Raw genomic sequence first — 21,288 nt, 5'->3', positions numbered from 1 at the left:
GGGAAAGAAAGGGGCCAGGCGTGCCATCTGCGCGTCGGTCAGCCAGAAGAGATCGCTCATGTCACCGCTCCGTTTTCGAAGCCGTGAATCATGCTGTTCACGCGAAATCAATGCATCCTGACCCTAAATAAACAGAAGAATTCGTGGCAAGCAGAGGTCCTGAGCGGTCGAATGATTTGTTACTTCGTAACAAATCCGATCCGCAGCAGCGATCGACCCTGCTTCCGCACACGCTCAGGCTGTCCGGGTATGTGCCCTTGCCGCTGTCAGACCTTTCAGCGTGATATCCTCTGCCGACACGATCCGGGCCGCGGCCCCCTGCGATTCCAGCGCGGTTTGATAGGCACGGGCCAGCGCGTCCTCGCCAAGGATCACCACCTGCTGGCCCAGCCAATAGGGCCGCGCCGCCGACAGCTCTGCCCCGATCAACAAACCCGACAGCCGCGCCCGCGCACGCGCGGGAGGCGTGCCGTTGAGCAAACCGTCAGCGCGCAGCCCGAACAGGGCCGAGGTCAGGATCGCGGGCTTGGACAGGGTATCGCTGACCGCCTCGGCAAAGGCCTCCTGATCCCAGCCATCTCCGGTCACGGAATGCCGCAGGACGGATTGGCTGCCCAGCAGGGCAAAGAGTTCGCCGGTCATGAAGGTGCGGAAAGAGACAACCTCTTTCGCGCTGATATGGGCCCATTTGTTATGCGTGCCCGGCAGGCAGAGGATGCCGTCGAAATCGGGATCCGTGGCCAGATAGCCGCCGATCTGCGTTTCCTCGCCGCGCATGACATCCGGTGGGGTCATTTGTTTGAGGCCGGGCAGGATACGCACCTGCAGGCGCGGGTCCTGCGTCGGGACCGCGATCCCCTCGACCGGCGGCTCACAGGGCACTGCGGCGTAGGGGGCCTCGACCCAGCCCTGTTTCGCCCCCGCCATCCCGCAGATCACCACCGGCATCGGCGCATCGGTCAACAGTCCGTCCAGCAGGGACAGCAACAGCGGTTCGTACTCCCCGGGAGACAGTTTGCCCATGCCCTGATCGGAATCGATGCGGCGCAGGGGCCTGTCGTCTGCCCCCATCAGCCACAGTCGCAGGTGCGACGTTCCCCAGTCGGCGGCGATCCAGGTTGGCTGTGTGGTCATGTTCCGGCGCTCCCTCAGGTGTTCGGTGTTGTTGTAGCCCCTCCGGGAGCCAGCCAAAAGGCTGCATCCTTCGGGTTGACATCCCGTGTCCCAGACCCCGCTATCGGTCAGATGAACAGACCGTGGAGGGCCTCATGTCTCAACTCTTTTCGCTTGCGGGGCGCCGTGCGCTCATCACCGGTTCCTCGCAGGGGATCGGCCTTGCGCTGGCCCGCGGTCTGGCCGAGGCCGGCGCAGAGATCATCCTGAACGGGCGTGACCCCAAAAAACTGGCCAGCGCCGCAGAGGCCCTGCGCGGCGAAGGCCACAGGGTGCACGAAGTGCCCTTTGACGCGACAGACCATGAGGCCGTCCGTGCCGCCGTAGGCAAGTTCGAAGAGGAAGTGGGCGCCATCGACATCCTCGTGAACAATGCCGGGATGCAATATCGCACCCCGTTGGAGGATTACCCGGCGGAGATGTTCGAGAAGCTGCTGCAAACCAACGTTGCCAGCGTTTTTCATGTCGGGCAGGCCTGCGCGCGTTTCATGATCGGTCGCGGGCGCGGCAAGATCATCAACATCGCCTCTGTACAGACCGCATTGGCACGCCCCGGCATCGCCCCCTACACCACGACCAAGGGCGCGGTGGGCAACCTGACAAAGGGCATGGCGACCGACTGGGCCCGGTACGGGCTGCAATGCAACGCCATCGCCCCGGGCTATTTCGACACGCCCCTGAACAAGGCGCTGGTCGAGGACCCCGAATTTTCCGCATGGCTGGAAAAACGCACGCCCGCCGGGCGCTGGGGCAAGGTCGATGAACTGGTGGGGGCCTGTGTCTTTCTGTCCTCCGACGCGTCGAGCTTTGTCAACGGACATACCCTGTACGTGGACGGTGGGATCACGGCCTCGCTGTGATCCCCTGCCCGATCAGCCGACCGCCTTGGCCTGATTGACGCGCTTCGACAGGGCCGCGCGGCTTTCGACCCGCTCCGAATAGCGGTCGATCAGATGATCGCGAATGTCCCGCGTCAACAGGGTGAACTTCACGAGTTCCTCCATCACGTCGACGATCCGGTCATAGAAGGGCGATGGCTTCATCCGCCCGTCGCCGTCGAACTCATCCCATGCCCGCGCGACGGAGGACTGGTTGGGGATCGTCAACAAGCGCATCCAGCGCCCAAGGATGCGAAGCTGATTGACGGTGTTGAAGCTCTGGCTGCCGCCACAGACCTGCATTACCGCCAGCGTCTTGCCCTGCGTTGGGCGCACCCCGCCCAGGGACAGCGGAATCCAGTCGATCTGCGATTTCATCAAGCCGGTCATGGCCCCATGCCGTTCGGGCGAGGACCAGACCATGCCTTCGCTCCATGTCACGAGGTCACGCAGTTCCGCCACCTTCGGATGCTCCGGCTCTGCCGTGTCTACCTGAGGCAGGCCACGCGGATCGAACTGGCGCACCTCTGCCCCCAGACGGGTCAGGATGCGCGCGGCCTCTTCGGCGCAGAAACGGGAATAGCTGCGGTCGCGCAGGGACCCGTAGAGGATCAGGATGCGCGGGGCATGGGTGCTATGGCTTTTTGGGGTCAGGGACTCTGCGGTGATCGGATGCAAGCTGTTGTCCGCGATGTTGGGCGTTTCGGTCATGGGCCTTTCCCTCAGGTGAACCGCGCACGCGTCCGGTTGGCAAAGGCGACAAGCGACAGCATCACCGGCACCTCGACCAGCACACCGACCACCGTCGCCAAAGCCGCGCCGGAGTTGAGGCCAAAGAGGCTGATCGCCACGGCCACCGCCAGTTCGAAGAAATTTGAAGTCCCGATCATGGCGCAAGGCGCGGCGATCCGGTGTGGCACCTTCAGCGCGTAGGCCGCGCCATAAGCCACGGCAAAGATGCCATAGCTCTGGATCAGGATCGGCACGGCAATCAGCACGATGATCAGCGGGCGCGACAGGATCACCTCTCCCTGCAGGCCGAACAGGATCACGACAGTGGCGATCAGCCCGATGATGGACCACGGTTTGACCCGCGCGGTAAAGGCGTCGATTGCCTGCAGGCTGCCCAGCGCCCGGCGGGTCAGCAGGCCCGCGATCAGCGGCAGGACAACGTAGAGAACCGTGGCAAGAACCAGCGTTTCCCAAGGGACCGAAATCTCTGTCACGCCCAGCAGAAAGGCGACGATGGGCGCAAAGGCAAAGACCATGATGATGTCATTCACCGAGACCTGAACCAGCGTGTAGGTCGCATCTCCGCGCGTCAGCTGCGACCAGACAAAGACCATCGCTGTGCAGGGCGCCGCCCCCAGCAGGATCAGGCCCGCTGTGTATTGCGCCGCATCCTCGGGCGCGATCCACGGGGCAAAAACGTAGTCGAAGAACAGCACCGCCAGCAGCGCCATTGTGAAGGGTTTGATCAGCCAGTTGACGACCAATGTGACGATCAGCCCCTTGGGCTGACGTGCAACACCGGAGACGGCAGCGAAATCCACGCCCACCATCATCGGATAGACCATCGCCCAGATCAGCACGGCCACGACAAGATTGATGTTGGCAACCTCGGCGGCGGCAACCGCCCCGACCAATCCGGGGGCAAGCGTGCCGATGGCCAGCCCGGCGATCATAGCAAGGGCAACCCAGACGGTCAGGTAGCGTTCGAAGGGGCCCATGGCCGTTTCGGCAGAGGCGGCGTTTTCGGTCATTGATCTGGTTCCGTGGCTGAGGCGGTTGGTGGTGTGCAGACGATCTGTTCGAGGATCGGGCGGCACAGGTCGGCCCGCCCTCCGCAGCAATCTTCCATCAGGAAGGCAAGCAGATCGCCCATCTGATCCATGTTGGCAAAGTACCGGACGGAGCGGCCTTCGCGTTGCGACCGGATCAATCCGGCCGCCGTCAGGATGTTCAGGTTGTTTGACAGGGTATTCGGGCGGATCTGCAAGGTTTCCGCGATCTGCCCGGCGGCAACGCCCTCAACTCCGGCGCGGATCAGCACCCGGAACACATCGATCCGTGTGTCATGCGCAAGGGCGGAAAGGGCGTCGATCGCGGCTATCTTTTCCATACTTCATGTATATTGGAAATGAAGTGAGTCGCAAGGGACCACGGAAAAGATGGCGTTCTCACGTCCTCGCCGCTGTCAGGTCTTCACGCCCGGATCACCGCGACCGCTGACGAATCCGGCCGATGTTGTCCTTCCACGCCTGTTTCAGACGGCGCGGCGACAACAGCAGGGAGACGTAATGTCGGCGGGACTCCCTGTTGAAAATGGCCCGCGAGATCAATGCAATGACGAACCTGCGCTGGTTCAGCGACTTGCGCCGCTTCGGCTGACCGTAGAGGGCAAGTGCGTGTTCCGCCCATGCGGCCTGATCCGCCCTGGGCGCGGTTTTATCAAAGACCAACCCGGTCACGGCATCGAGGGCGTCATACTCTTTGCCAAATCCGTGACGGACAAAGGCCGTCCTGATCTCATCCCTTTCCTGATCACTCAACTGCCGCTGGAACATCGCATGATCGACGATCGACCGCGGCTTGACCTCGAAAAGCTCATGGCTGTGGTTGTCGACCTGCGTGTGCAGCACATGATGGATCATCCGCGTCCGCAAGTCTGGGACACGGATCCCGGGTAGGGCGCTTGCGGTTGCGCCGCCCAAGGCCTCCGAGGCGGGCAAGAGCCGCTCAGCCGACCCGCGCACCAGCCGCGTGTGCAACTCTATCCCGATGTGTCCGTTCGGAAACTGGAACGCCGGAAAATGCTTTTCATCCGGCGTCAGGTCCCGGTTCTCCGGCTCCTTGAGCAGCCCTGTGACACCGGCGTCCAGCAGCCGTTCAAGGTGCTGTCTGCCCGGCACTTCGACAAGGATATCCAGATCGCTGATGAACCGACCGGCCGGGTCGCTCCAACTGGGGGCCAGCAGTTCCGCCCCGCCTTTCACGACGCAGCCATGCAATCCCCCCGCGTTCAGGATCGCGCCAACCCGCGCCAGATCGCCGCGCGCAAGGCCGTTGTACTCCACATTTCCCCGGCGGATTTCCTGAAAAAACAGCAGCAGGTCTTCGGGGATACAGCTCCGCAGGTTGGGGGCAACGTCGAATGCCGCCGCCATGACCGTTTGAACAAATTCCGCCTGTGTCGCATCGGCCAGCTCAACGGGATCGCTGTCCCGCAGGTCCTGTTCCAACCCCGGCGCGGGGTCGTGCCCAAAGGCCACGGGCAAAAGGCCCAGCACGGCCCGATGAACGGGAGAGGGACAGGCGCTCAGGTGGGATTGCACTGTGGTGTCTCCGGGTCTCTTTCAATCCGCCAATACTTGCGGTCTATTGCGCAGCCTGTGCCGCAAGACAGGTGCCTCGCCGTGATGGGACCGTACAACCTATCGACGCATCAACCGGCACGCTGACTATCGGCATAAGGGATGTGCGGAGGCAAGGCCACCGGATTGGGCTGAATTGGCGCGCCCTGTCCCGTCGCGCGCAACCGGGCCGCCACAGGGCACCACATACCCCGGATCGCATCCAGCAGCCGGACAGGATCAGGCCGCAACCGTTTTCAGTTGTAATGGATGAGAGGGAAGGCCGGGCATCAGACAACAGGCCCGCGAAAGGCGCTGTGTATTGGTCGGAGTGAGAGGATTCGAACCTCCGGCCCCTGCCTCCCGAAGACAGCGGGACAATGCCGACGCCATAAAAATATGACAACTTGCGGAAAACCCGCGCGATCTAAAACCCGGTTTTATTGAAATAACTGGGACCGGCCCCAGAAACGATCTGGCTCGCCTCGCCTTGCTTCGGAAAGCCTTGTCAGAGAGAACACTCGACCAATTGAAACTGGAGCCCGCTGGACGTAGTGAATTACCCAGGAGTTACCTTAGGTGTTTGATCCCACGGTTTGATGGTGCGATCCATTCGTTGGAATGGAAGGAAGCACTATGGGACAAGTTCGTCACGGGAGCGCCACGACCACGCACGCCGTCCGAGCAGCAATACAGCGATCGCAAGCTTCGACCGCGGAGTTGAGCAGAGAGCTCGGCATTAATCCGACGACGGTCGCGAAGTGGCGGAAACGGCGCACAGTCGAGGACAAGAAGACCGCGCCGACGGAGCCGCGCTCAACCGTCCTCAGTGAGGAGGAGGAAGCCATGGTCGTCGCCTTCCGTCGGCACACGTTGCTTCCGCTGGACGACTGTCTCTATGCCTTGCAGCCGACGATCCCACTTCTCACGCGCTCGTCTCTGCATCGATGCCTTCAGCGACATGGCATCTCTCGCTTGCCGGAAATGGACGGCGACAAGCCCAAGAAGCAGCGCTGCAAACGCTACCCGATCGGCTTCTTTCATATCGACATCGCCGAGCTTCGGACGGCAGAGGGCACTTGAAGACATCGTGCCAGCGGCCACCGATGCAGATTGCCAATTCCCTCGCAGAGAAGCCCAAGCTGTTGCGGTCGACCATTTTCCTTCATCGTCCCGATTGTATGTTCAGCCGACAATCGAAACGGTCGTTGCTGAACAATCCGGATTCCGCTTCCCTGAGCGTCCGTCCACTCCCGCCGAAACAGCGGCAACACCATGTTGTTCCTCGCCCCTGCAGTACTCGAAATTTTTGCCCACGATACGCCACACCAAACCAGTTTCTCCCTTGGGAAAAGGAGCCCACCTTTTCGGAGAGGAGGCAAAGAGCCTCTTTTAATCACAAGGAGTCAACGCGAATGGAAATCAAATACCCACACATCAAGGTGCAACTCACAGGCGAGGACGGAAGCGCCTCCGCGGTTCTTGCGAGTTGCACAAGGGCCGGGAGTAACGCGGGCCTTGACCGGGATTAGCTAACCAGATTCAGGAAAGAAGCGACATCTGGTGACTACGACCATCTTCTCCAAACTGCTCTTCGGTGGTTCGACTGCTTCTAACCCTTGCGCACTGCCCACTGAATGGAGTGGTGCAGGCACCGGAGATTAAGCTGAGCGCTTCAGACATCCAAGCGCTCAGCGCTGTCCGCGTGGGGAAGAATTAGAACGTCAGGCATCGCGATACTCGACGATCCGAGACTACGGATGAATGCTTGAGTACACACTGCGAAGCCACTCTCGGTTTTTACTTAAGGGCCAGATGATGCATTGGGTGGTGATTACCTGTGGCTATGAGGCCCAAGAAACCGAGGCCACGCACCTGATCTTCGGCATTGCCTGGCGTTACAGCCCAGACGATCCGATTTTCCGTGAGGCCGATCCGGCTTTTCCAGCTTGTTTCGGGCTGGAGGATCTGTGAATCAAATTGATTCGAACCTCTTATGCGGTTGTCACTTTGGGGTGCAGAGTAACGCGGGTGCCGATAGGGACACGTTCGTACAGGTCTTTGACGTGGTCGTTCGTGAGTCGGGCACAGCCGTTCGACACGGCGCTGCCGATGGTCGTGGGCGAATTCGTCCCGTGAATGCGCAGGTATGTGTCTCGCTCTTGGTCGTCGTATAGATATAGCGCCCGTGCCCCCAATGGATTGTTCGGGCCGCCTTTCATGCCGTTCTTGTATCTGGCGTATTTTCCAGGTTCGCGCCGGATCATGGCGGGCGTCGGTCGCCACCACGGCCATTTGGCCTTGCGCGCGACGGTAAAGACGCCGGGCTCGTACAAACCCCTGCGCCCGACACCCACTCCGTAGCGCATCGCCGAACCCATCTCGTACATCAGGTAGAGATAGAACTCGTCCGGCACCACGTGGATCTCTCCGGGCAGCCAGTCGCTGCGTCCGGTGCTCACCAAGGTCGGATTGAATCTGTCGGGCAACTGGACCTGGTGTGAGAGCGCCGGTGTGGCCAGCGTCGCGGCAAGACCAGCAAGCATCTGACGGCGGGTGGAATCAGTCATGGCAGTCCTTTCTTGATCCCCTTCATGACACGCGGACCGATGCCGGGAACCCTACTCAAATTCACGTGAAATACCCCTGAGACAGAAAAATGTTCCCCGGAAACAACGGATTTCGGAGGAATTCACGCACCGGCAGGAACCCTCCGCCGCTGGAGGGTTGTTAATCACGAAACCGACCTGCCACGGAAACGCCCGATGAAGTACAGCAAGTTCTTTGCCATGATCGCGACATCCACCGTCGTGATGTTCATACTGATGTATCTGAACACCTACCTCCTGGGGCACGTATTCTTCTCTGAGACGCGAACCTACATGGCGATCCTAATGGGGGCGGTGATGGCCTTCATCATGCTGGCCTTCATGCTGGGGATGTATACGAACAAGGCGTTGAATACCGCGATCTTCGTCGGGTCGGTTGTGGCGTTTGCCCTCAGCCTGTGGCTGGTACGCAGCCAAGTTACTGTGCAGGATCGATCCTTTATGCGGGCGATGATCCCACACCATTCCATCGCCATCATGACGTCCTCGCGCGCCAAGATTACCGACCCGCGCGTGCGTTCCATGGCCGAAGACATCATCTACGCACAGGAAAAGGAAATCGCGGAGATGCGCTTTCTGATCGCCGACATTTCTGCGAATGGCGAGGCCGCGCCTGCGCCTACTACACCGGCGTCGCGGGTCGTTAGCGCCGAAGAAGCCCTCGCTACCGAGGTGGTCGCCAAGGTCGACCCGGAGTTCCTGGCTGAGGGTGACATCGTGCACGGCCTGCCCAATGGTGCAACCTGCCGCTTCACCTACACAGAAACCAGCCCGGCCGTGTTGGCCGTGGGCGCAGATGCGGCCCTGATGAAAATCAGTGGCGATCTCGTAAGGCTCGAGCTGCAATCCGACGACGCACAGACGACGGTTTTTGCGGCCAACCCTCTGACCGCCGAGATCCGCAAGGGCGACGACTTACAGGACATGATCGTCGCCGCCGGACCGGTGTATAGCGCCGGGTTCCGCGGGCAGTACAGCTGTGAAGGGGACCGGTGATGCCCAAGGACACGAAAACCGCCACGCTCTACCGCATGGTTATGCCGGACCACATCTGTCCCTTTGGGCTGAAGGCCAAGGACTTGTTGGAACGGCGGGGCTATGCGGTAGATGACCGTCATCTTGAGACGCACAAGGAGACCCAGGCCTTCAAGGAAAAACACGGCGTCAGCACAACGCCGCAGACCTTCATCAATGGCGAACGTATCGGTGGCTATGACGATCTGCGTGTGCATTTCGATATCGATCCGCCAAAGGACGAACAGAGCGATCTCAGCTACCAGCCCGTAGTAGCGATCTTCTCAGTTGCGGCGCTGCTGGCACTCGGGCTCTCCTGGCACCAGTACGGGACGATTTTCACCATCCGTGCCGCTGAGTGGTTCATCTCTCTGTCCATGGCGATCCTCGCGATCCAGAAACTGCAGGATATCGAGAGCTTCTCGACCATGTTTCTGAACTACGACTTGCTGGCACAGCGCTGGGTGCCCTACGGGAAGATTTACCCAATTAGTGAGGCTTTGGCGGGCATCCTGATGACGGCCGGGGCGTTGACCTGGTTGTCGGTGCCGGTGGCGTTGGTGATCGGCGGGATCGGTGCGATTAGCGTCTTCAAGGCAGTCTATATCGACAAGCGCGCGCTGAAATGTGCCTGTGTCGGCGGATCGTCCAATGTGCCTTTGGGCTTCGTTTCGCTGACCGAAAACGTCATGATGGTCGCCATCGGCCTCTGGATGGGGTCGCGGGCGCTGGCGGGCTGACCTTTCAAAGGCGTGAAGCGGGCCGGCTTGACCCCACACCGCTGAATGCGGCACAGTCCGGGCTACAGAAGACCGGAGACCCTGTGCGCCTTTTCATCGTCCTGCTCCTGACCGGCTTTTTCGCCTTACTGTCCCTGCCCGGGTCAGCGATGGCGCATGGCTCGATGGATGGGTCGGCGGTGTCCACTCACATGGCCGATTGCCCGGAATGCTCTGACACGGCCGCTGTCGCACAGGAAAGCTGGGCAAATGGCCACATCTGTCCGCATCTCACGGGATGTGCCGCGATGGTCCTGCCGGCCTCGATCTTGCCGCAGCTTGCTGCAGGCACGCTCTCCATGCGGCACGGATTGCCTATCCCCGATGTCCTGTCTGGCACCGATAGTCCGATAGACCTGCCGCCGCCACGACTGCGCCCCTGACCCTGTGAATTTGCCCGGCATTGCCCGCCGGGTCGATCGGATCAGCGCATCTGCGCGACGATAGGAATATCCAATGAAGAAGATGATCCTTGCCGGGGGCGCAGCCCTCGCACTCGCTGTTGGCATCTACGTGACGCAAGGCAGCAGCACCTCTCAAAAAGCCGCGGCCCCACCTCCAGCCGCAGGAGCCCCAATCCTCACGGTTTCTCTTCCCGACAGCCTTTCGGCTGAGGCGCAGTTGGGCAAACGGGCGTTCGACGCAGTTTGCGCTGCCTGCCACGGCACGGATGCTACAGGCAAGACCGGCTTTGGTCCGCCCCTCGTTCACAAGATTTATGAGCCAAGCCATCATGGCGACATGGCCTTTTTCCTGGCCGTGCAAAACGGCGTCCGGGCGCATCACTGGAAGTTTGGCGACATGCCTGCACAAGACGGACTGACAAAGGCAGACGTGGCAGGGATCATCACATATGTCCGCGAGCTTCAGCGGGCCAATGGCATCAACTGAGGACATGACGATGAATGTTTCCCGCAGGGCATTCTGCGCGGGCCTTGGCGCGGCGACCTTGACCAGCGCCCGCCCCGCATGGGCCGCGCCTGAAAAGCTGACCGCCCGCAAGACCACCGTTCAAATCGCCCCCGAGGGCTTCCCCGCGACCGAAGTCTGGTCGTACGACGGCACCATCCCCGGCCCTCTAATCCGGGTGCCGCAGGGTGGGCGCGTGACCCGGCAATTGGTCAATGCAATGGAAGTGCCAACCTCGATCCACTGGCACGGCATTCGTATCGACAATGCCATGGACGGCGTGTCCGGCCTGACGCAGGCGCCTGTCGCCCCCGGGGACACGTTCGACTACGACTTTGCGGCACCAGATGCAGGCACCTACTGGTATCACGCGCACACGAATTCGATGGAACAGGTCGGGCGGGGACTGTCCGGCGTGCTGATCATCGACGAAACCTCGCCGCCGGACGTTGACCGCGATGAAGTCCTGATGCTGGACGACTGGCTTCTGGACCCGGAGAGCGGTGGCTTCTTCGAACCTTTCAATCAGCCGATGATGATGAGTCATGGTGGCCGGACAGGGAACCTTGTGGGTGTCAATGGCCGCTATGATTTCGGCATGGCGGCGAAACGCGGCGAACGTCTCCGCCTGCGATTGATCAATGCCGCCAATGCCCGGATTTTTGCATTGCGCCTTCAGGGCATGATCGGCTGGATCGTGGCGCTGGACGGCATGCCGCTGGAGACACCGCAAGAGATCACCCAAGAGATCCTTCTTGCGCCTGCGCAGCGCGCTGACCTGGTCGTGGACGTGACCGCCACCCAAGGCATGGCTGCCGGGGTATTGATGGCAATGGACGATGAAAGTTGGCAGGCTCTGGTCGAGTTGACAGTTTCCGAAGGTACCGAACCGCGCACCGAACCACCCGTACCGTTACCCGCCAATCCGAACACCACGCTGCCGGACCTGACCGGAGCTCGCCACTTCGACATGGTGATGGAGGGCGGGGCCATGGCCGGAATGGAGAAGGCCAATTTCGAAGGCGAGACCCTTGATTTCCGCGCCCTGATCGAACGCGGCCAGTTCTGGGCACTTTCAGGCCAGGCCGGGATGTCGGACACGCCCTTTGCGCGGCTGCAACGAGGCAAGGTGGCGCGGGTGACCCTGACAAATCGCACGGTCTTTCCTCACGCAATGCATCTGCACGGCATGCACTTCAGAGAAGTGTATGCGGATGGTTCGATGGGTCCGCTACGCGATACCATCCTGTCGATCCCGAACGAACCGCTGGAGATCGCCTTTGCCGCGGACAACCCCGGTAAGTGGCTTTTCCATTGCCACATGCTCGCGCATGCGGCGTCCGGCATGAACACCTGGATCGAGGTGGCCTGAAGGCTTCCACACTTTCTCACCCAACCCGAAGAGGAAAAGGGACCTATGAAAAAAACTGTAATTGCGCTGGCACTTGTCGCGCTCGGTACCGCTGCGCTGGCGCATGGTGGCGTCAAGAACAAGGATGTCATGGCACGAATGATGGTGATGACGACCATCGGTGATCAGATGAAAATTCTCGGGGCCATGGCCAAGGGGAAAGCAGCCTTCGATGCCACTGTCGCCAATGCCGCCCTGACCGAAGTCGCGGCGCAGTCCGCCCAGGTTACCCCGATGTTCGAGGCGCGCGCCGACGACCCCAAGTCCGAGGCCCTGCCGATCATCTGGGAGCGGTGGGAGCACTTCGCCGCGCTGGCCTCGGACGCGGAAACCACTGCTGAATCCCTTGCCGGAACGGTGACCTCGAAGGCGGAACTCGGCCTGGCCCTCCGCCAGTTGGGGGGAACCTGCAAGGCTTGCCACTCCACGTATCGCAAATGAAAAATGCGCCCCGTCGTGGTGACGGGGCGCTTCTCTTTCCGGGCCATGGCCGCGCTGTTCAGTCAGCCAGCAGCTTTTTGCGGGCGGCGTAGTCTTCGGCGTCGATGTCACCTCGGGCCAGGCGCATATCAAGTTCGGCCATGGCGCCCCCAGACACCCTTTCGGAAGCCGAATTGATGGGTTGCCGGATAAACCAGATGACACCGGCCACCACCAGCCCCAGAACAATGAGCCAAAGCACCGGCCCGAACATCATTCCGATGCCGTGGCCGTACCCGTCCATCATGTAGCCAAAAGCCTCTCCGCGATCGGCCAAGGCCGGTTGGGCGAAGAGCATCATCGGAACCAAGAAATAGCGCATGACATCCTCCTTCAGTCAGTTTCGTTTGCACAAAGCATGCGCCGGATCCGGGCCATCGACCTTGATCCGGCGCAAGTCTTCGTCGCTCCGGTGCTCAGTCACTCGGTTGTGATTTCCGTCACCGTCAGCTTTCCATTCACGCGGTCGGCGACGAACGCCACCTTGGCTCCCTCGGCGAGGCCGTCCATCATGCCATCGGAATAGCCAAAAACCATCTTCATCGCGGGCATACCAAGGTTCTCCAACGGGCCATGGTCGATTGTGACCTTGTTCCACTTGGTGTCGATCTTGGTGATGGTGCCTGCGCTCATGGGCATTGCGTCCTGGGCCATCAAGGCACTGGCGGCAAGCAAGCCGAAGGTCAGAGCGAAAAGGGTTTTCATGTTTTAGTACCTTTGCATTTGCCCTTGGTTTGGGCGTGGGGTCAGTAATCGTGGGTGAGGTGCGATTTTGGGGTGAACTGCGTGGCAGGGTTGTCGGCTCGGGACACCTCGGGAAGCGTTCCGGTCCATTCCCAGGCCTGAGTTCCGGGCGGGTTCACGTACCATCCGGGGTCAGCATAGTTGTCGCGGGCGATGCCCTCGCGCACTTTCACCACCGAGAACATGCCGCCCATCTCCAATGGCCCATAGGGTCCCCAGCCAGTCATCATCGGCACCGTATTGTCCGGCAACTCCATGGACATCTCGCCCATGTCGGCCATACCTGCGCTGCCCATGGGCATGTAGCCTGGCGTCTGGCGACGGATCATCTGAGTCAGCTTGCGCTTGTCCGTGCCGATGAAGGTCGGCAGATCGTGCCCCATCGCATTCATCGTGTGGTGCGACTTGTGGCAGTGGATCGCCCAATCGCCCTCGTGTACCGCATCGAACTCGTAGGCGCGCATGGCGCCCACGGGAATGTCGATCGAGACCTCCGGCCAGCGGGCGGATTTCGGCACCCAACCGCCGTCCGTGCAGGTCACTTCGAAATCATAGCCATGCATATGGATCGGGTGGTTGGTCATGGTCAGGTTGCCGCAGCGCACCCGCACCCTGTCGCCTTTGTTCACAACGAGCGGATCGATATCCGGGAAGATCCGGCTGTTCCAGGTCCACATGTTGAAGTTTGTCATCTCGGCCACGCGGGGGATGTAGGTGCCCGGGTCGATGTCATAGGCCGCCAGCAAGAAGGCAAAGTCGCGATCTACAGGCATGAAGGCCGGGTCGCGCGGATGCACGATAAACAGCCCCATCATACCCATGGCCATCTGCACCATCTCGTCCGCATGCGGGTGGTACATGAAGGTGCCGGACTTGGTCAGGTCGAATTCGTAGACGTAAGTTTTACCGGGAGGGATCGCCGGGTGGCTGAGGCCGCCCACGCCATCCATCCCGGAGGGCAGGATCAGCCCGTGCCAGTGCACAGAAGTATGTTCCGGCAGGCGGTTGGTGACGTAGATGCGGACGCGCTCGCCTTCGACCGCCTCGATGGTCGGGCCTGTGGACTGACCGTTGTACCCCCAGAGCCGCGCCATCATGCCATCGGCCATGATCCGTTCGACCGGTTCCGCCACAAGGTGGAACTCCTTTACGTTGCCGTTCATCCGCCACGGCAGCGACCAGCCGTTGAGAGTCACGACCGGATTGTATTCGTGACCTGATGTCGGGCGGTCTGGCACCTGCGTATAGGGCGAGTCTGTAAATGCCGCCTCGGGCAGGTCACGGAAGCGGGTTTCGGCTGCGGCGGCAGAGGCCAGTACGGCCCCGGCGCCACCAGCCAACAATTGACGGCGGTTCATTCATCACCTCCAGTGAGCGGTCCCCAGATTACTGTTTTCAGGTCGGATTCGGCGCGCCAGTATTCGGCCTTGGCCTCCGCCGCGGACAGCTGTGCCTCAAGCCCTTCCCGGGCATCGATGATCAGATCGAAGGTCGAGGAGAGCATGCCGTTGTAGGATTTCAGCGCCTCGCGATCGATTTCCCGACGCAGCGGCAGAACCTCGTCCCGCCAATGCCTTGCTATGCTATAGCTACCTGTAACGGCGGCATGGGCCGATCGCGCCTCGGACCGGGCGTTGATCGCATTTTGCGCCAGCACGTGTGCCGCGCGGCTGTATTCCAGCGCCCCCCGGCGCGAGGTAAGCGGCCCCGGATCATACAATGGGATCTCCAAACTCGCTTGCAGAATGCCCGCGACATCGGTCTCGCCCTTGTCGGAGCGTTCTATTTCTGCCCCTGCCGTGATCTCGGCACCGGCAATGCGGCGCGTTTGCATGGTCAGCCGGTATTGCTGTGCGATGGCCAGCAACTCCAACCGACCAATGGCAAGGTCAGTCCGGTGCTCCAGCGCCAGCCGCTCCGCATCGCTGCGCCCGGGAAGCCGACCCGGCAACGACGGCAAACGATTGGGGACGTAAAATTCGATCCCCGAACCATACAGCCCCATGAGCCGAGTCAGTTTTTCCTTGGCAAGCCGGGCTTCCAGCCGTGCCTCGGTGCGCTCGGCGGCCAACTCGGCGGTCAAGACGTATTCCCGTGCTTGATCGGCCCGGTTCATGGCTCCTGTTCTGCCGAGTTCGGCTGCCAGTTCCGAAGCCGCCTCAGCTGTCCCCTGCGCGAGGCCAATCAGGGCAGAGCGTTCAAAGGCCGATACCGTGTCAATCCAGGCGCGCCGAGTCTCCGCAGCCAAGGCTACGGTTTCGGCCAGCGCCCGCATCTGAGCCTGGCGGAAGTGCGTCTCGGCCAGTCGCGTGCGGGGTTTGCGCGTCGCGATCTCGAGGATCGCCCCAGTCACAGTCGCTTCCAGCGACCGGACAAGACCGGCCTCGCCGATGCCACTGATGCCGACCTCCAGCGATGGGCGTGGACCAAGCGCCACCTCCCAAAGATCCGCCGCCGACAGGCCCAGATCGGCATAGGCCGCCTGAAGGGCGCGGTTGTTCATCAGCGCCACTTGCACGGCAGTTTCGGCCCCGATGGTCTTACCAGCGATTAGGGATTTTGCACGGGCCTCATTTGCCGCGACCTCGGCGCTGGTCTGCGCCCATACGGCCTTCGCACCAGTGGACCGCTCGACACCGCCCGCAACAAAGGAAAAGCCCGCCTGCGGGTCCGAAGCACTTTGTACCAAAGCTTGATCTGTGCAGGCGGCAAGTAAGGCCAGCGCACCAAGACAGGCCAAAGCCCTCATGTGCCACCTCCCGGCGCCTGCGCGTCGTTCAGTTGCCGCCAATCCCGAGGGTCGGCAATGGGATGCGGCGTGTAGGCCACGGATGGTCCTGGGACTTCAGCAGAAACAAAAGTAGGGTCGGCGGCGCGACTCAACGCACCCTCGTCAGGCAGCGCAAGCGGCTTCGCACAGCCCGCAAGCACCAGCGGCACAACAGCCGCGAAACAGTATTTCATGGATAAGCTCCGAAAGGATCAACGGTTTGGGCGCGCTTTGCACCCGCGCTACGTCAATCAGGCTTTCGGAGGACGCCGGAGGCCAAGAGGCCCGGATTGATCAACCCGATCTGTCACGTCCCAGGCGTTTGGCATCCGCGTCTCGAAAAACACTGCGGGGCCGATGCCAAATGAGAACGTCAGATCGGACAGGCATCCGTATTCGTAACAGGTATCAGCAACGCCAAGCCCCGTCTGGTCAGGCGTCGACATGTCAATGTGATGCGCAAGTTCATCAGTGGCGGTAGCCCCGTGCTGCTGATCAACCACCAATTGGACGCATTCAAGCCCCCCCGAGGAGGCCTGCACCACGACCGGAGAGATCACGACCAGCACGCCCGCCAAGGCAACAAGAAGGAAAGCAAGCCAACGCCTTATCATGTCAAAATCGATGCCCCAGGCACGTTCTCTTGGCAACTCACGAAAGCGTCATATCACGAAATGCAAGAGTCGCTGTTGGCCGGCAATTGGCCACGCCGCCAAATAGGCGGTTGCCACTTGCCGATTTTGGTCTTTGTGACCTGCCACTGAACTTTCATCCAGCCGCGATTTGAGCCCCGTTGGTGTTTACGCCAATCGGCGCGGGTTGAGCAATCGCCCGGCGCGCGGAGCTTTCATCTCGCGCGGCGGGGCGGGCGATTGCGGTGTTCAGGGTTCGGGCATAGTCAGCCGGGGTCTGGTAATCCAAGGCCGAGTGCGGGCGCTCGTTGTTGTAGTCGGCGGCCCAGGCCGCGATCACAACACGAGCGTGAGCCAGATTGCGGAACATGGTCTCGTTGAGCAGCTCGTCGCGCATCGGGTCGGACTCTAATCGCAGGTGGAGGAAAAATCCCGTGGCAGGTCACTGGAAAACGATGCTGCCGTACGGATGCTCCACGGCCAAGGACGGTCCCCGACTTGCTCCGGAGTGACATGAACGGCCCTGAGCGGATGAGGTGGGTGGCTCCTGCTCCACCGGCATCGAATGTGCCAAAGTGCAGTTGTCAACGACTGCAAGGAAAGGAGCCACCCAATGACAGTAAAGACAGTCGGCCTCGATCTGGCCAAGGACGTTTTTCAGGTGCACGGCATTTCGGAGAACGGCCGCGTGATCTTCAATAAGGCCATCAAACGCGCGAAGATGCTCGCATTCTTTGAGACGCTGCCACCTTGCACGGTCGGAATGGAAGCCTGCGGATCGTCCCATCACTGGGGACGCCAGCTGCGCAAGCTTGGTCACGACGTAAAGCTCATGCCCGCCGGATACGTCAAACCCTATGTGAAGCGCGGCAAGAACGACGCCGTGGATGCGGAGGCGATCTGTGAAGCGGTCCGCCGCCCGACCATGCGCTTCGTCGAGATCAAAACGGAGGAACAGCAGGCTATCCTTTCACTCCATCGGACCCGCGACCTGGCCGTCCGGCAGCGCACCCAACTGGCCAATATGATACGCAGCCTCTTGCGCGAGTTTGGGCATATCCTGCCGATCGGGATCGAAGCGGTGACAGCTTTCGCGAAGCGTCACCTGGCTGGCGATCACCCGGACATGCCCGAGATCGCCAACGGCATGCTCGGTATCCAATGCTATCAGTTCATCGGCCTGAACGAACGCATCGAAGGCTATTCGAAGATGATCGAGCAACATGCCCTGCTGAGTGCAGACGCACGCCGATTGATGCGCATGCCTGGCATCGGGCCGATCACGGCGTCAGCGATTGTCGCAACGATTGGCGATGCAAAACAGTTCCGAACCGGACGTGACCTGGCGGCGTGGCTTGGGCTCACCCCGCTCAACAAATCCAGCGGCGGCAAGGAACGTCTTGGCAAGATCACCAAGCAGGGTGACCGCTACATTCGCAAGCTTCTGGTCGTCGGCATGACATCGCGCGCGGTGATGGCGAAACGTGCGCCGGAAAAGGTTGATCTGTGGACGGCGAAGATCATTGCAGACAAGCCATTCCGATTGGCAACGACCGCCATGGCGAACAAAGCGGCACGGGCCATCTGGGCAATGCTGACAAAGAAACAGGAATACCGGCAGCCCGCGTTCTGACCGCGCCAGCCGCCAATAGATGCAAGACGTTGAAGTGATGATGCGGAAGTAAGTCAACCAAGAGCAAGGACACTCCGGGAATGGCAGCGGCCCTTCGAGGCCGATGAGCCGATTGGAACCTCGCTCGCGGAATTCATCAAGGCCAGCGGAACACCACCGCATAAACAGGCCGAACAGACGACAGTACTGACAAAAACGACCGCAAAAACCACCAGAAAACTCTTGCAATGCAGGAGCCACCCAAAGACGCCATTCGCCCTTTGGTTAGGCGCCGCATAGCAGCTTCACCGGACCGGCCATTCGCAGCAGCAGCAAATTTGAGCAGCCTGTGAACAGGTAGTGTCCGAAACATTACTGACATTCCTGCACCGCGCGCCATCCTTCATCCCAATGGTAAATATTGGCTTCGAAGGGCATCTCACAAATCTGGTGCCTGACCTTGTCTGACTTAGCGATAACGAGCTTGAGCCTGCGAAAACGACAGCAGACGTTGAGTCCTTTCATCCCAGAGATGCAGCCGTGCGTTACCAAGGCTTTCCCTGATCGTCATCCGATTGCCTTCGGCAAGTTCCGCGTGATCGCGCAGCACCTCGGTCAGTCGATAGAACGGAATACGGCTATAAAGGTGATGGACATGGTGAATTCCGATATTGGCGCTCAGCCATTGCAGCAACGGCGGAAGCACGTAATGCGAACTGCCTCGAAGAGCGGCGTCATGCAGTTGCCAGTCTTCTTCGACGTCCCAATGCGTGTCCTCGAATTGATGCTGCACGTAAAACAGCCACATCCCAGCGGTTGCCGCCAGAAGTGTCGTGGGCAGGAAGATCAGCAGGATCGGCATCAAGCCGCCAAAATACATGATGATCAGCAACCCAACAAGGATAGCTGCATTGGTGGCCATGGCACTGACCCAATACCGGGCGCTGGCCATGAGGCCCAAAGGCAAGCGATTTTGAAACAGGAACAGGTATCCCGGGCCGAAACCAAATAACACTATGGGGTTTCGGTAAAGCCGGTACATCAAGCGGTTGAGCGGCGTCAGATCCTGGTACTCCGCGACCGTCAATGTGTGAATATCACCAATTCCGCGCCGCCCGAGGTTCCCGGAGGAGCTGTGGTGAATTGAATGCGTTCGCCGCCAGACATCATAGGGCGTCAGAGTCAGCACGCCCAGCACCCGCCCGAGCCAATCGCCGACAGTCCGATTCTTGAAAAACGCCCCGTGCCCGCAGTCGTGCTGGATGGCAAAAAGGCGTAGAAGAAAGGCTGCGTTGACCAGGGAAATTGCGAAGGTAAGCCAGTAGCTGACCGACAAAGACCACCACGCGATGCTCCACAAAAGAAGGAAAGGTCCGACGGTGACTGCAAGTTCGTACGCGCTGCGATAAGTGCTGGGTTCGCGGTAGTTTGAAAGTATCTTGACCCAGTCTTTCGACGCGCGCGTTTCTCGGGGTTGCTCAGAATTCTCAGAATTGTCGAACATAAACCTGCTTTTCTCAGTGCCGACTGGCCTCCTATACCATGAAGGTCCTGCAGGAAAGGGTTGTGCCTCGGGAGATGGTGTAGGAGGCCGCGTGCGAAGCCATTGGCGCCGCGCAGCGCGCGGCGTGGCTGGCGGCCACCGCGCTTCTTCGTAGTCTGAGGTTGTTCAAAGACCGATGACAATGAAGGAAAGCACGATGTCCGAGACCATGATCGACCTTCCAGGGGTGATCGCCAAGAGCAATGGAAAGACGTGACCATGGTGCCAGTGGCACCGCGCAACCACGTCGAACGATCGCCGAACCAACGTCGTCGGGATCTTTCCGAACCGGGAGGCCGTCGTTCGCCTTGTCGGCGCGCTCATGCTGGAGCAAATGATGAGTGGGCCGTCTCACGCCGCTAAATGCCGGTGGAAAAGCTGACTGCCATGTGCAACGATACCGACGTGGCGGCGATGATCGCCGCCCAGTGAACGAGCGACATCAGCTATGAAGAAGCAGGTGAACGCTAACTCCTAAACCACTCCCCGAGACGCTATTCACGCAACGTCATTTCGGGGCGCATTCGTTCGCGAAATCTAATCGATCGAATGCCTGGGTCCCGGCGCTGGATCGAGCCATCCTGATGTCGTGTTGAAGAATGCCTGAAGGCGCACTGCCGACTTCGAATGCATCTCAGGCTTGCGGCGTCGGGGGCGGACCTGGGCCGCCTTTCGCCGGGCCGCCCATCGCCGCAACGCAGCTTCCCCGAACCGGTCTTTCGCGGTGCCTGTGAGATCGAAGCCTTGCCCGAAGTCCGTGGTGCGCACGAAGTGGGTTTTCGCCACTGATTGGCTTTGATGCTGTAACCGCCCCCGATGAGCGAGATCAGTCCGGCGCTGAGGAACGAGATGGTAATGACCGAAACCAACGAACTGGACTGCAGGAGCGTAGTCGAGAGTATCCCGAACCAGACCGCGCGGACTGTCGAGCCTGTCGCGCGTTCGACAATCCGCACCAGCGCACCACCGCCGAACAGCTTGACCCCATCTTCGAGCATTAGCATGCCGAAGAGGAAGATCGCGACCCCAGCCGCGATCTCCTGCGCGTCGGGACTCCCCAGAAGGTTAGCAGAAGCGCTCCGAAGACGACGGGAAGGTAGTAGCGCGTCATGACGACCGGGGCGCCCGGAACTCCATGGGGCGGACAGGCATTGACATGTGTGGCACGCATTCCGGCGATGCGATCGGATCGGTCTTTCCTGTCGCCGCCAGCAGCTCCTTCGGAGTGTTGCAATTCCAAGACTGTTGATTTCCGCTGAGAAGTGACCCGGTTTTTTCACCGAGATTTGACCCACCCTTGTTTATTCCTCGGCGGTCATGTTGTGGTCAATGCCGGCGTCTCCTTTCTTGTTTTCTTGGCGGCTTCGGAACTGGCTTTGAA

Annotated in this window: 22 protein-coding genes and 3 pseudogenes; 12 read left to right on the top strand and 13 right to left on the bottom strand. The window is 60.6% G+C overall.

Going from position 1 to position 21,288, the window contains the following annotated elements; genetic code table 11:
• Positions 1 to 234 precede the first annotated feature (234 nt).
• On the bottom strand, positions 235 to 1,134 hold the full coding sequence (locus ACTXGA_RS24050; RefSeq protein ID WP_443397252.1) for a 2-dehydro-3-deoxygalactonokinase: 900 nt from the start codon (positions 1,132 to 1,134) through the stop codon (positions 235 to 237).
• A 134-nt stretch (positions 1,135 to 1,268) separates the two neighbouring features.
• Here ACTXGA_RS24050 and ACTXGA_RS24045 point away from each other — a divergent pair, with 134 nt between their 5' ends.
• On the top strand, positions 1,269 to 2,033 hold the full coding sequence (locus ACTXGA_RS24045; protein WP_443397251.1) for an SDR family oxidoreductase: 765 nt from the start codon (positions 1,269 to 1,271) through the stop codon (positions 2,031 to 2,033).
• A 12-nt stretch (positions 2,034 to 2,045) separates the two neighbouring features.
• Here ACTXGA_RS24045 and arsH read toward each other — a convergent pair whose 3' ends face one another.
• The 4 genes from arsH to ACTXGA_RS24025 all read right to left on the bottom strand — a co-directional run bounded on the left by arsH (position 2,046) and on the right by ACTXGA_RS24025 (position 5,386).
• Positions 2,046 to 2,762 (bottom strand): arsenical resistance protein ArsH, encoded by a 717-nt coding sequence (arsH, locus tag ACTXGA_RS24040; RefSeq protein WP_443397250.1) that lies wholly within the window; start codon positions 2,760 to 2,762, stop codon positions 2,046 to 2,048.
• Between the two features lie 11 nt (positions 2,763 to 2,773).
• The gene (gene arsB / locus ACTXGA_RS24035; protein ID WP_443397253.1) at positions 2,774 to 3,781 is read right to left on the bottom strand and encodes an ACR3 family arsenite efflux transporter; all 1,008 of its coding nucleotides are present in this window, start codon (positions 3,779 to 3,781) and stop codon (positions 2,774 to 2,776) included.
• A gap of 29 nt (positions 3,782 to 3,810) precedes the next feature.
• Positions 3,811 to 4,173, bottom strand: coding sequence for an ArsR/SmtB family transcription factor (locus tag ACTXGA_RS24030; protein WP_443397249.1), 363 nt, complete (start codon positions 4,171 to 4,173; stop codon positions 3,811 to 3,813).
• 94 nt (positions 4,174 to 4,267) lie between these two features.
• Positions 4,268 to 5,386 (bottom strand): nucleotidyltransferase family protein, encoded by a 1,119-nt coding sequence (locus ACTXGA_RS24025; RefSeq protein ID WP_443397248.1) that lies wholly within the window; start codon positions 5,384 to 5,386, stop codon positions 4,268 to 4,270.
• A gap of 654 nt (positions 5,387 to 6,040) precedes the next feature.
• On the opposite strand from ACTXGA_RS24025, the pseudogene ACTXGA_RS24020 reads away from it, so the two are divergent.
• Both ACTXGA_RS24020 and ACTXGA_RS24015 read left to right on the top strand, forming a co-directional pair.
• Positions 6,041 to 6,481: pseudogene (locus ACTXGA_RS24020) on the top strand (transposase); the annotation flags it as partial.
• A gap of 687 nt (positions 6,482 to 7,168) precedes the next feature.
• Entirely contained in the window at positions 7,169 to 7,378 is a 210-nt protein-coding gene (locus ACTXGA_RS24015; RefSeq protein WP_443397247.1) for a hypothetical protein, read from the top strand.
• Between the two features lie 20 nt (positions 7,379 to 7,398).
• Here the strand turns inward: ACTXGA_RS24015 and ACTXGA_RS24010 are convergent, their stop codons facing one another.
• Complete coding sequence (locus ACTXGA_RS24010) at positions 7,399 to 7,974, bottom strand: L,D-transpeptidase (RefSeq protein ID WP_443397246.1); 576 nt, start codon at positions 7,972 to 7,974, stop codon at positions 7,399 to 7,401.
• Between the two features lie 195 nt (positions 7,975 to 8,169).
• On the opposite strand from ACTXGA_RS24010, the gene ACTXGA_RS24005 reads away from it, so the two are divergent.
• The 6 genes from ACTXGA_RS24005 (at position 8,170) to ACTXGA_RS23980 (ending at position 12,567) form a co-directional block, all read left to right on the top strand.
• Positions 8,170 to 9,009, top strand: a complete 840-nt coding sequence (locus tag ACTXGA_RS24005) for a DUF305 domain-containing protein (RefSeq protein ID WP_443397245.1) — start codon at positions 8,170 to 8,172, stop codon at positions 9,007 to 9,009.
• Complete coding sequence (locus ACTXGA_RS24000; protein WP_443397244.1) at positions 9,009 to 9,767, top strand: glutaredoxin family protein; 759 nt, start codon at positions 9,009 to 9,011, stop codon at positions 9,765 to 9,767. The genes ACTXGA_RS24005 and ACTXGA_RS24000 overlap by 1 nt, the downstream gene beginning before the upstream one ends.
• An 83-nt stretch (positions 9,768 to 9,850) precedes the next feature.
• Entirely contained in the window at positions 9,851 to 10,189 is a 339-nt protein-coding gene (locus ACTXGA_RS23995; protein WP_443397243.1) for a hypothetical protein, read from the top strand.
• Between the two features lie 73 nt (positions 10,190 to 10,262).
• On the top strand, positions 10,263 to 10,697 hold the full coding sequence (locus ACTXGA_RS23990) for a c-type cytochrome (RefSeq protein WP_443397242.1): 435 nt from the start codon (positions 10,263 to 10,265) through the stop codon (positions 10,695 to 10,697).
• A 10-nt stretch (positions 10,698 to 10,707) separates the two neighbouring features.
• Entirely contained in the window at positions 10,708 to 12,087 is a 1,380-nt protein-coding gene (locus ACTXGA_RS23985; RefSeq protein ID WP_443397241.1) for a multicopper oxidase family protein, read from the top strand.
• A 45-nt stretch (positions 12,088 to 12,132) separates the two neighbouring features.
• Positions 12,133 to 12,567, top strand: a complete 435-nt coding sequence (locus ACTXGA_RS23980; RefSeq protein WP_443397240.1) for a c-type cytochrome — start codon at positions 12,133 to 12,135, stop codon at positions 12,565 to 12,567.
• A gap of 58 nt (positions 12,568 to 12,625) precedes the next feature.
• Here the strand turns inward: ACTXGA_RS23980 and ACTXGA_RS23975 are convergent, their stop codons facing one another.
• From ACTXGA_RS23975 to ACTXGA_RS23960, 4 genes are all read right to left on the bottom strand, one after another.
• Positions 12,626 to 12,928, bottom strand: a complete 303-nt coding sequence (locus ACTXGA_RS23975; RefSeq protein WP_443397239.1) for an SHOCT domain-containing protein — start codon at positions 12,926 to 12,928, stop codon at positions 12,626 to 12,628.
• Positions 12,929 to 13,026: 98 nt separating this feature from the next.
• On the bottom strand, positions 13,027 to 13,311 hold the full coding sequence (locus tag ACTXGA_RS23970) for a copper-binding protein (RefSeq protein ID WP_443397238.1): 285 nt from the start codon (positions 13,309 to 13,311) through the stop codon (positions 13,027 to 13,029).
• Positions 13,312 to 13,352: 41 nt separating this feature from the next.
• Positions 13,353 to 14,708, bottom strand: a complete 1,356-nt coding sequence (locus ACTXGA_RS23965) for a multicopper oxidase family protein (RefSeq protein WP_443397237.1) — start codon at positions 14,706 to 14,708, stop codon at positions 13,353 to 13,355.
• Positions 14,705 to 16,099, bottom strand: coding sequence for a TolC family protein (locus ACTXGA_RS23960; RefSeq protein ID WP_443397236.1), 1,395 nt, complete (start codon positions 16,097 to 16,099; stop codon positions 14,705 to 14,707). Before ACTXGA_RS23960 ends, ACTXGA_RS23965 begins: the two co-directional genes overlap by 4 nt.
• 476 nt (positions 16,100 to 16,575) lie before the next feature.
• Between ACTXGA_RS23960 and ACTXGA_RS23955 the strand changes: the two genes are divergently transcribed.
• Complete coding sequence (locus ACTXGA_RS23955) at positions 16,576 to 16,884, top strand: hypothetical protein (protein ID WP_443397235.1); 309 nt, start codon at positions 16,576 to 16,578, stop codon at positions 16,882 to 16,884.
• A 4-nt stretch (positions 16,885 to 16,888) separates the two neighbouring features.
• Here the strand turns inward: ACTXGA_RS23955 and ACTXGA_RS23950 are convergent.
• Positions 16,889 to 17,149 (bottom strand): annotated as a pseudogene (locus tag ACTXGA_RS23950) (integrase core domain-containing protein); the annotation flags it as partial.
• A 216-nt stretch (positions 17,150 to 17,365) separates the two neighbouring features.
• On the opposite strand from ACTXGA_RS23950, the gene ACTXGA_RS23945 reads away from it, so the two are divergent.
• Entirely contained in the window at positions 17,366 to 18,385 is a 1,020-nt protein-coding gene (locus ACTXGA_RS23945; protein WP_443397234.1) for an IS110 family RNA-guided transposase, read from the top strand.
• A 448-nt stretch (positions 18,386 to 18,833) separates the two neighbouring features.
• On the opposite strand, the gene ACTXGA_RS23940 is transcribed toward ACTXGA_RS23945, so the two are convergent.
• The gene (locus ACTXGA_RS23940) at positions 18,834 to 19,868 is read right to left on the bottom strand and encodes a fatty acid desaturase (RefSeq protein WP_443397233.1); all 1,035 of its coding nucleotides are present in this window, start codon (positions 19,866 to 19,868) and stop codon (positions 18,834 to 18,836) included.
• 295 nt (positions 19,869 to 20,163) lie between these two features.
• On the opposite strand from ACTXGA_RS23940, the pseudogene ACTXGA_RS23935 reads away from it, so the two are divergent.
• A pseudogene (locus ACTXGA_RS23935) lies at positions 20,164 to 20,267 on the top strand (transposase); the annotation flags it as partial.
• Between the two features lie 134 nt (positions 20,268 to 20,401).
• On the opposite strand, the gene ACTXGA_RS23930 reads toward ACTXGA_RS23935, so the two are convergent.
• Complete coding sequence (locus ACTXGA_RS23930) at positions 20,402 to 20,905, bottom strand: hypothetical protein (protein ID WP_443397232.1); 504 nt, start codon at positions 20,903 to 20,905, stop codon at positions 20,402 to 20,404.
• Positions 20,906 to 21,288: the final 383 nt, after the last annotated feature.

It is taken from the genome of Antarctobacter jejuensis (assembly GCF_052266595.1).
In the GTDB taxonomy this organism is placed as follows: domain Bacteria; phylum Pseudomonadota; class Alphaproteobacteria; order Rhodobacterales; family Rhodobacteraceae; genus Antarctobacter; species Antarctobacter jejuensis.
This window is presented reverse-complemented; position numbering and strand designations above follow the sequence as displayed.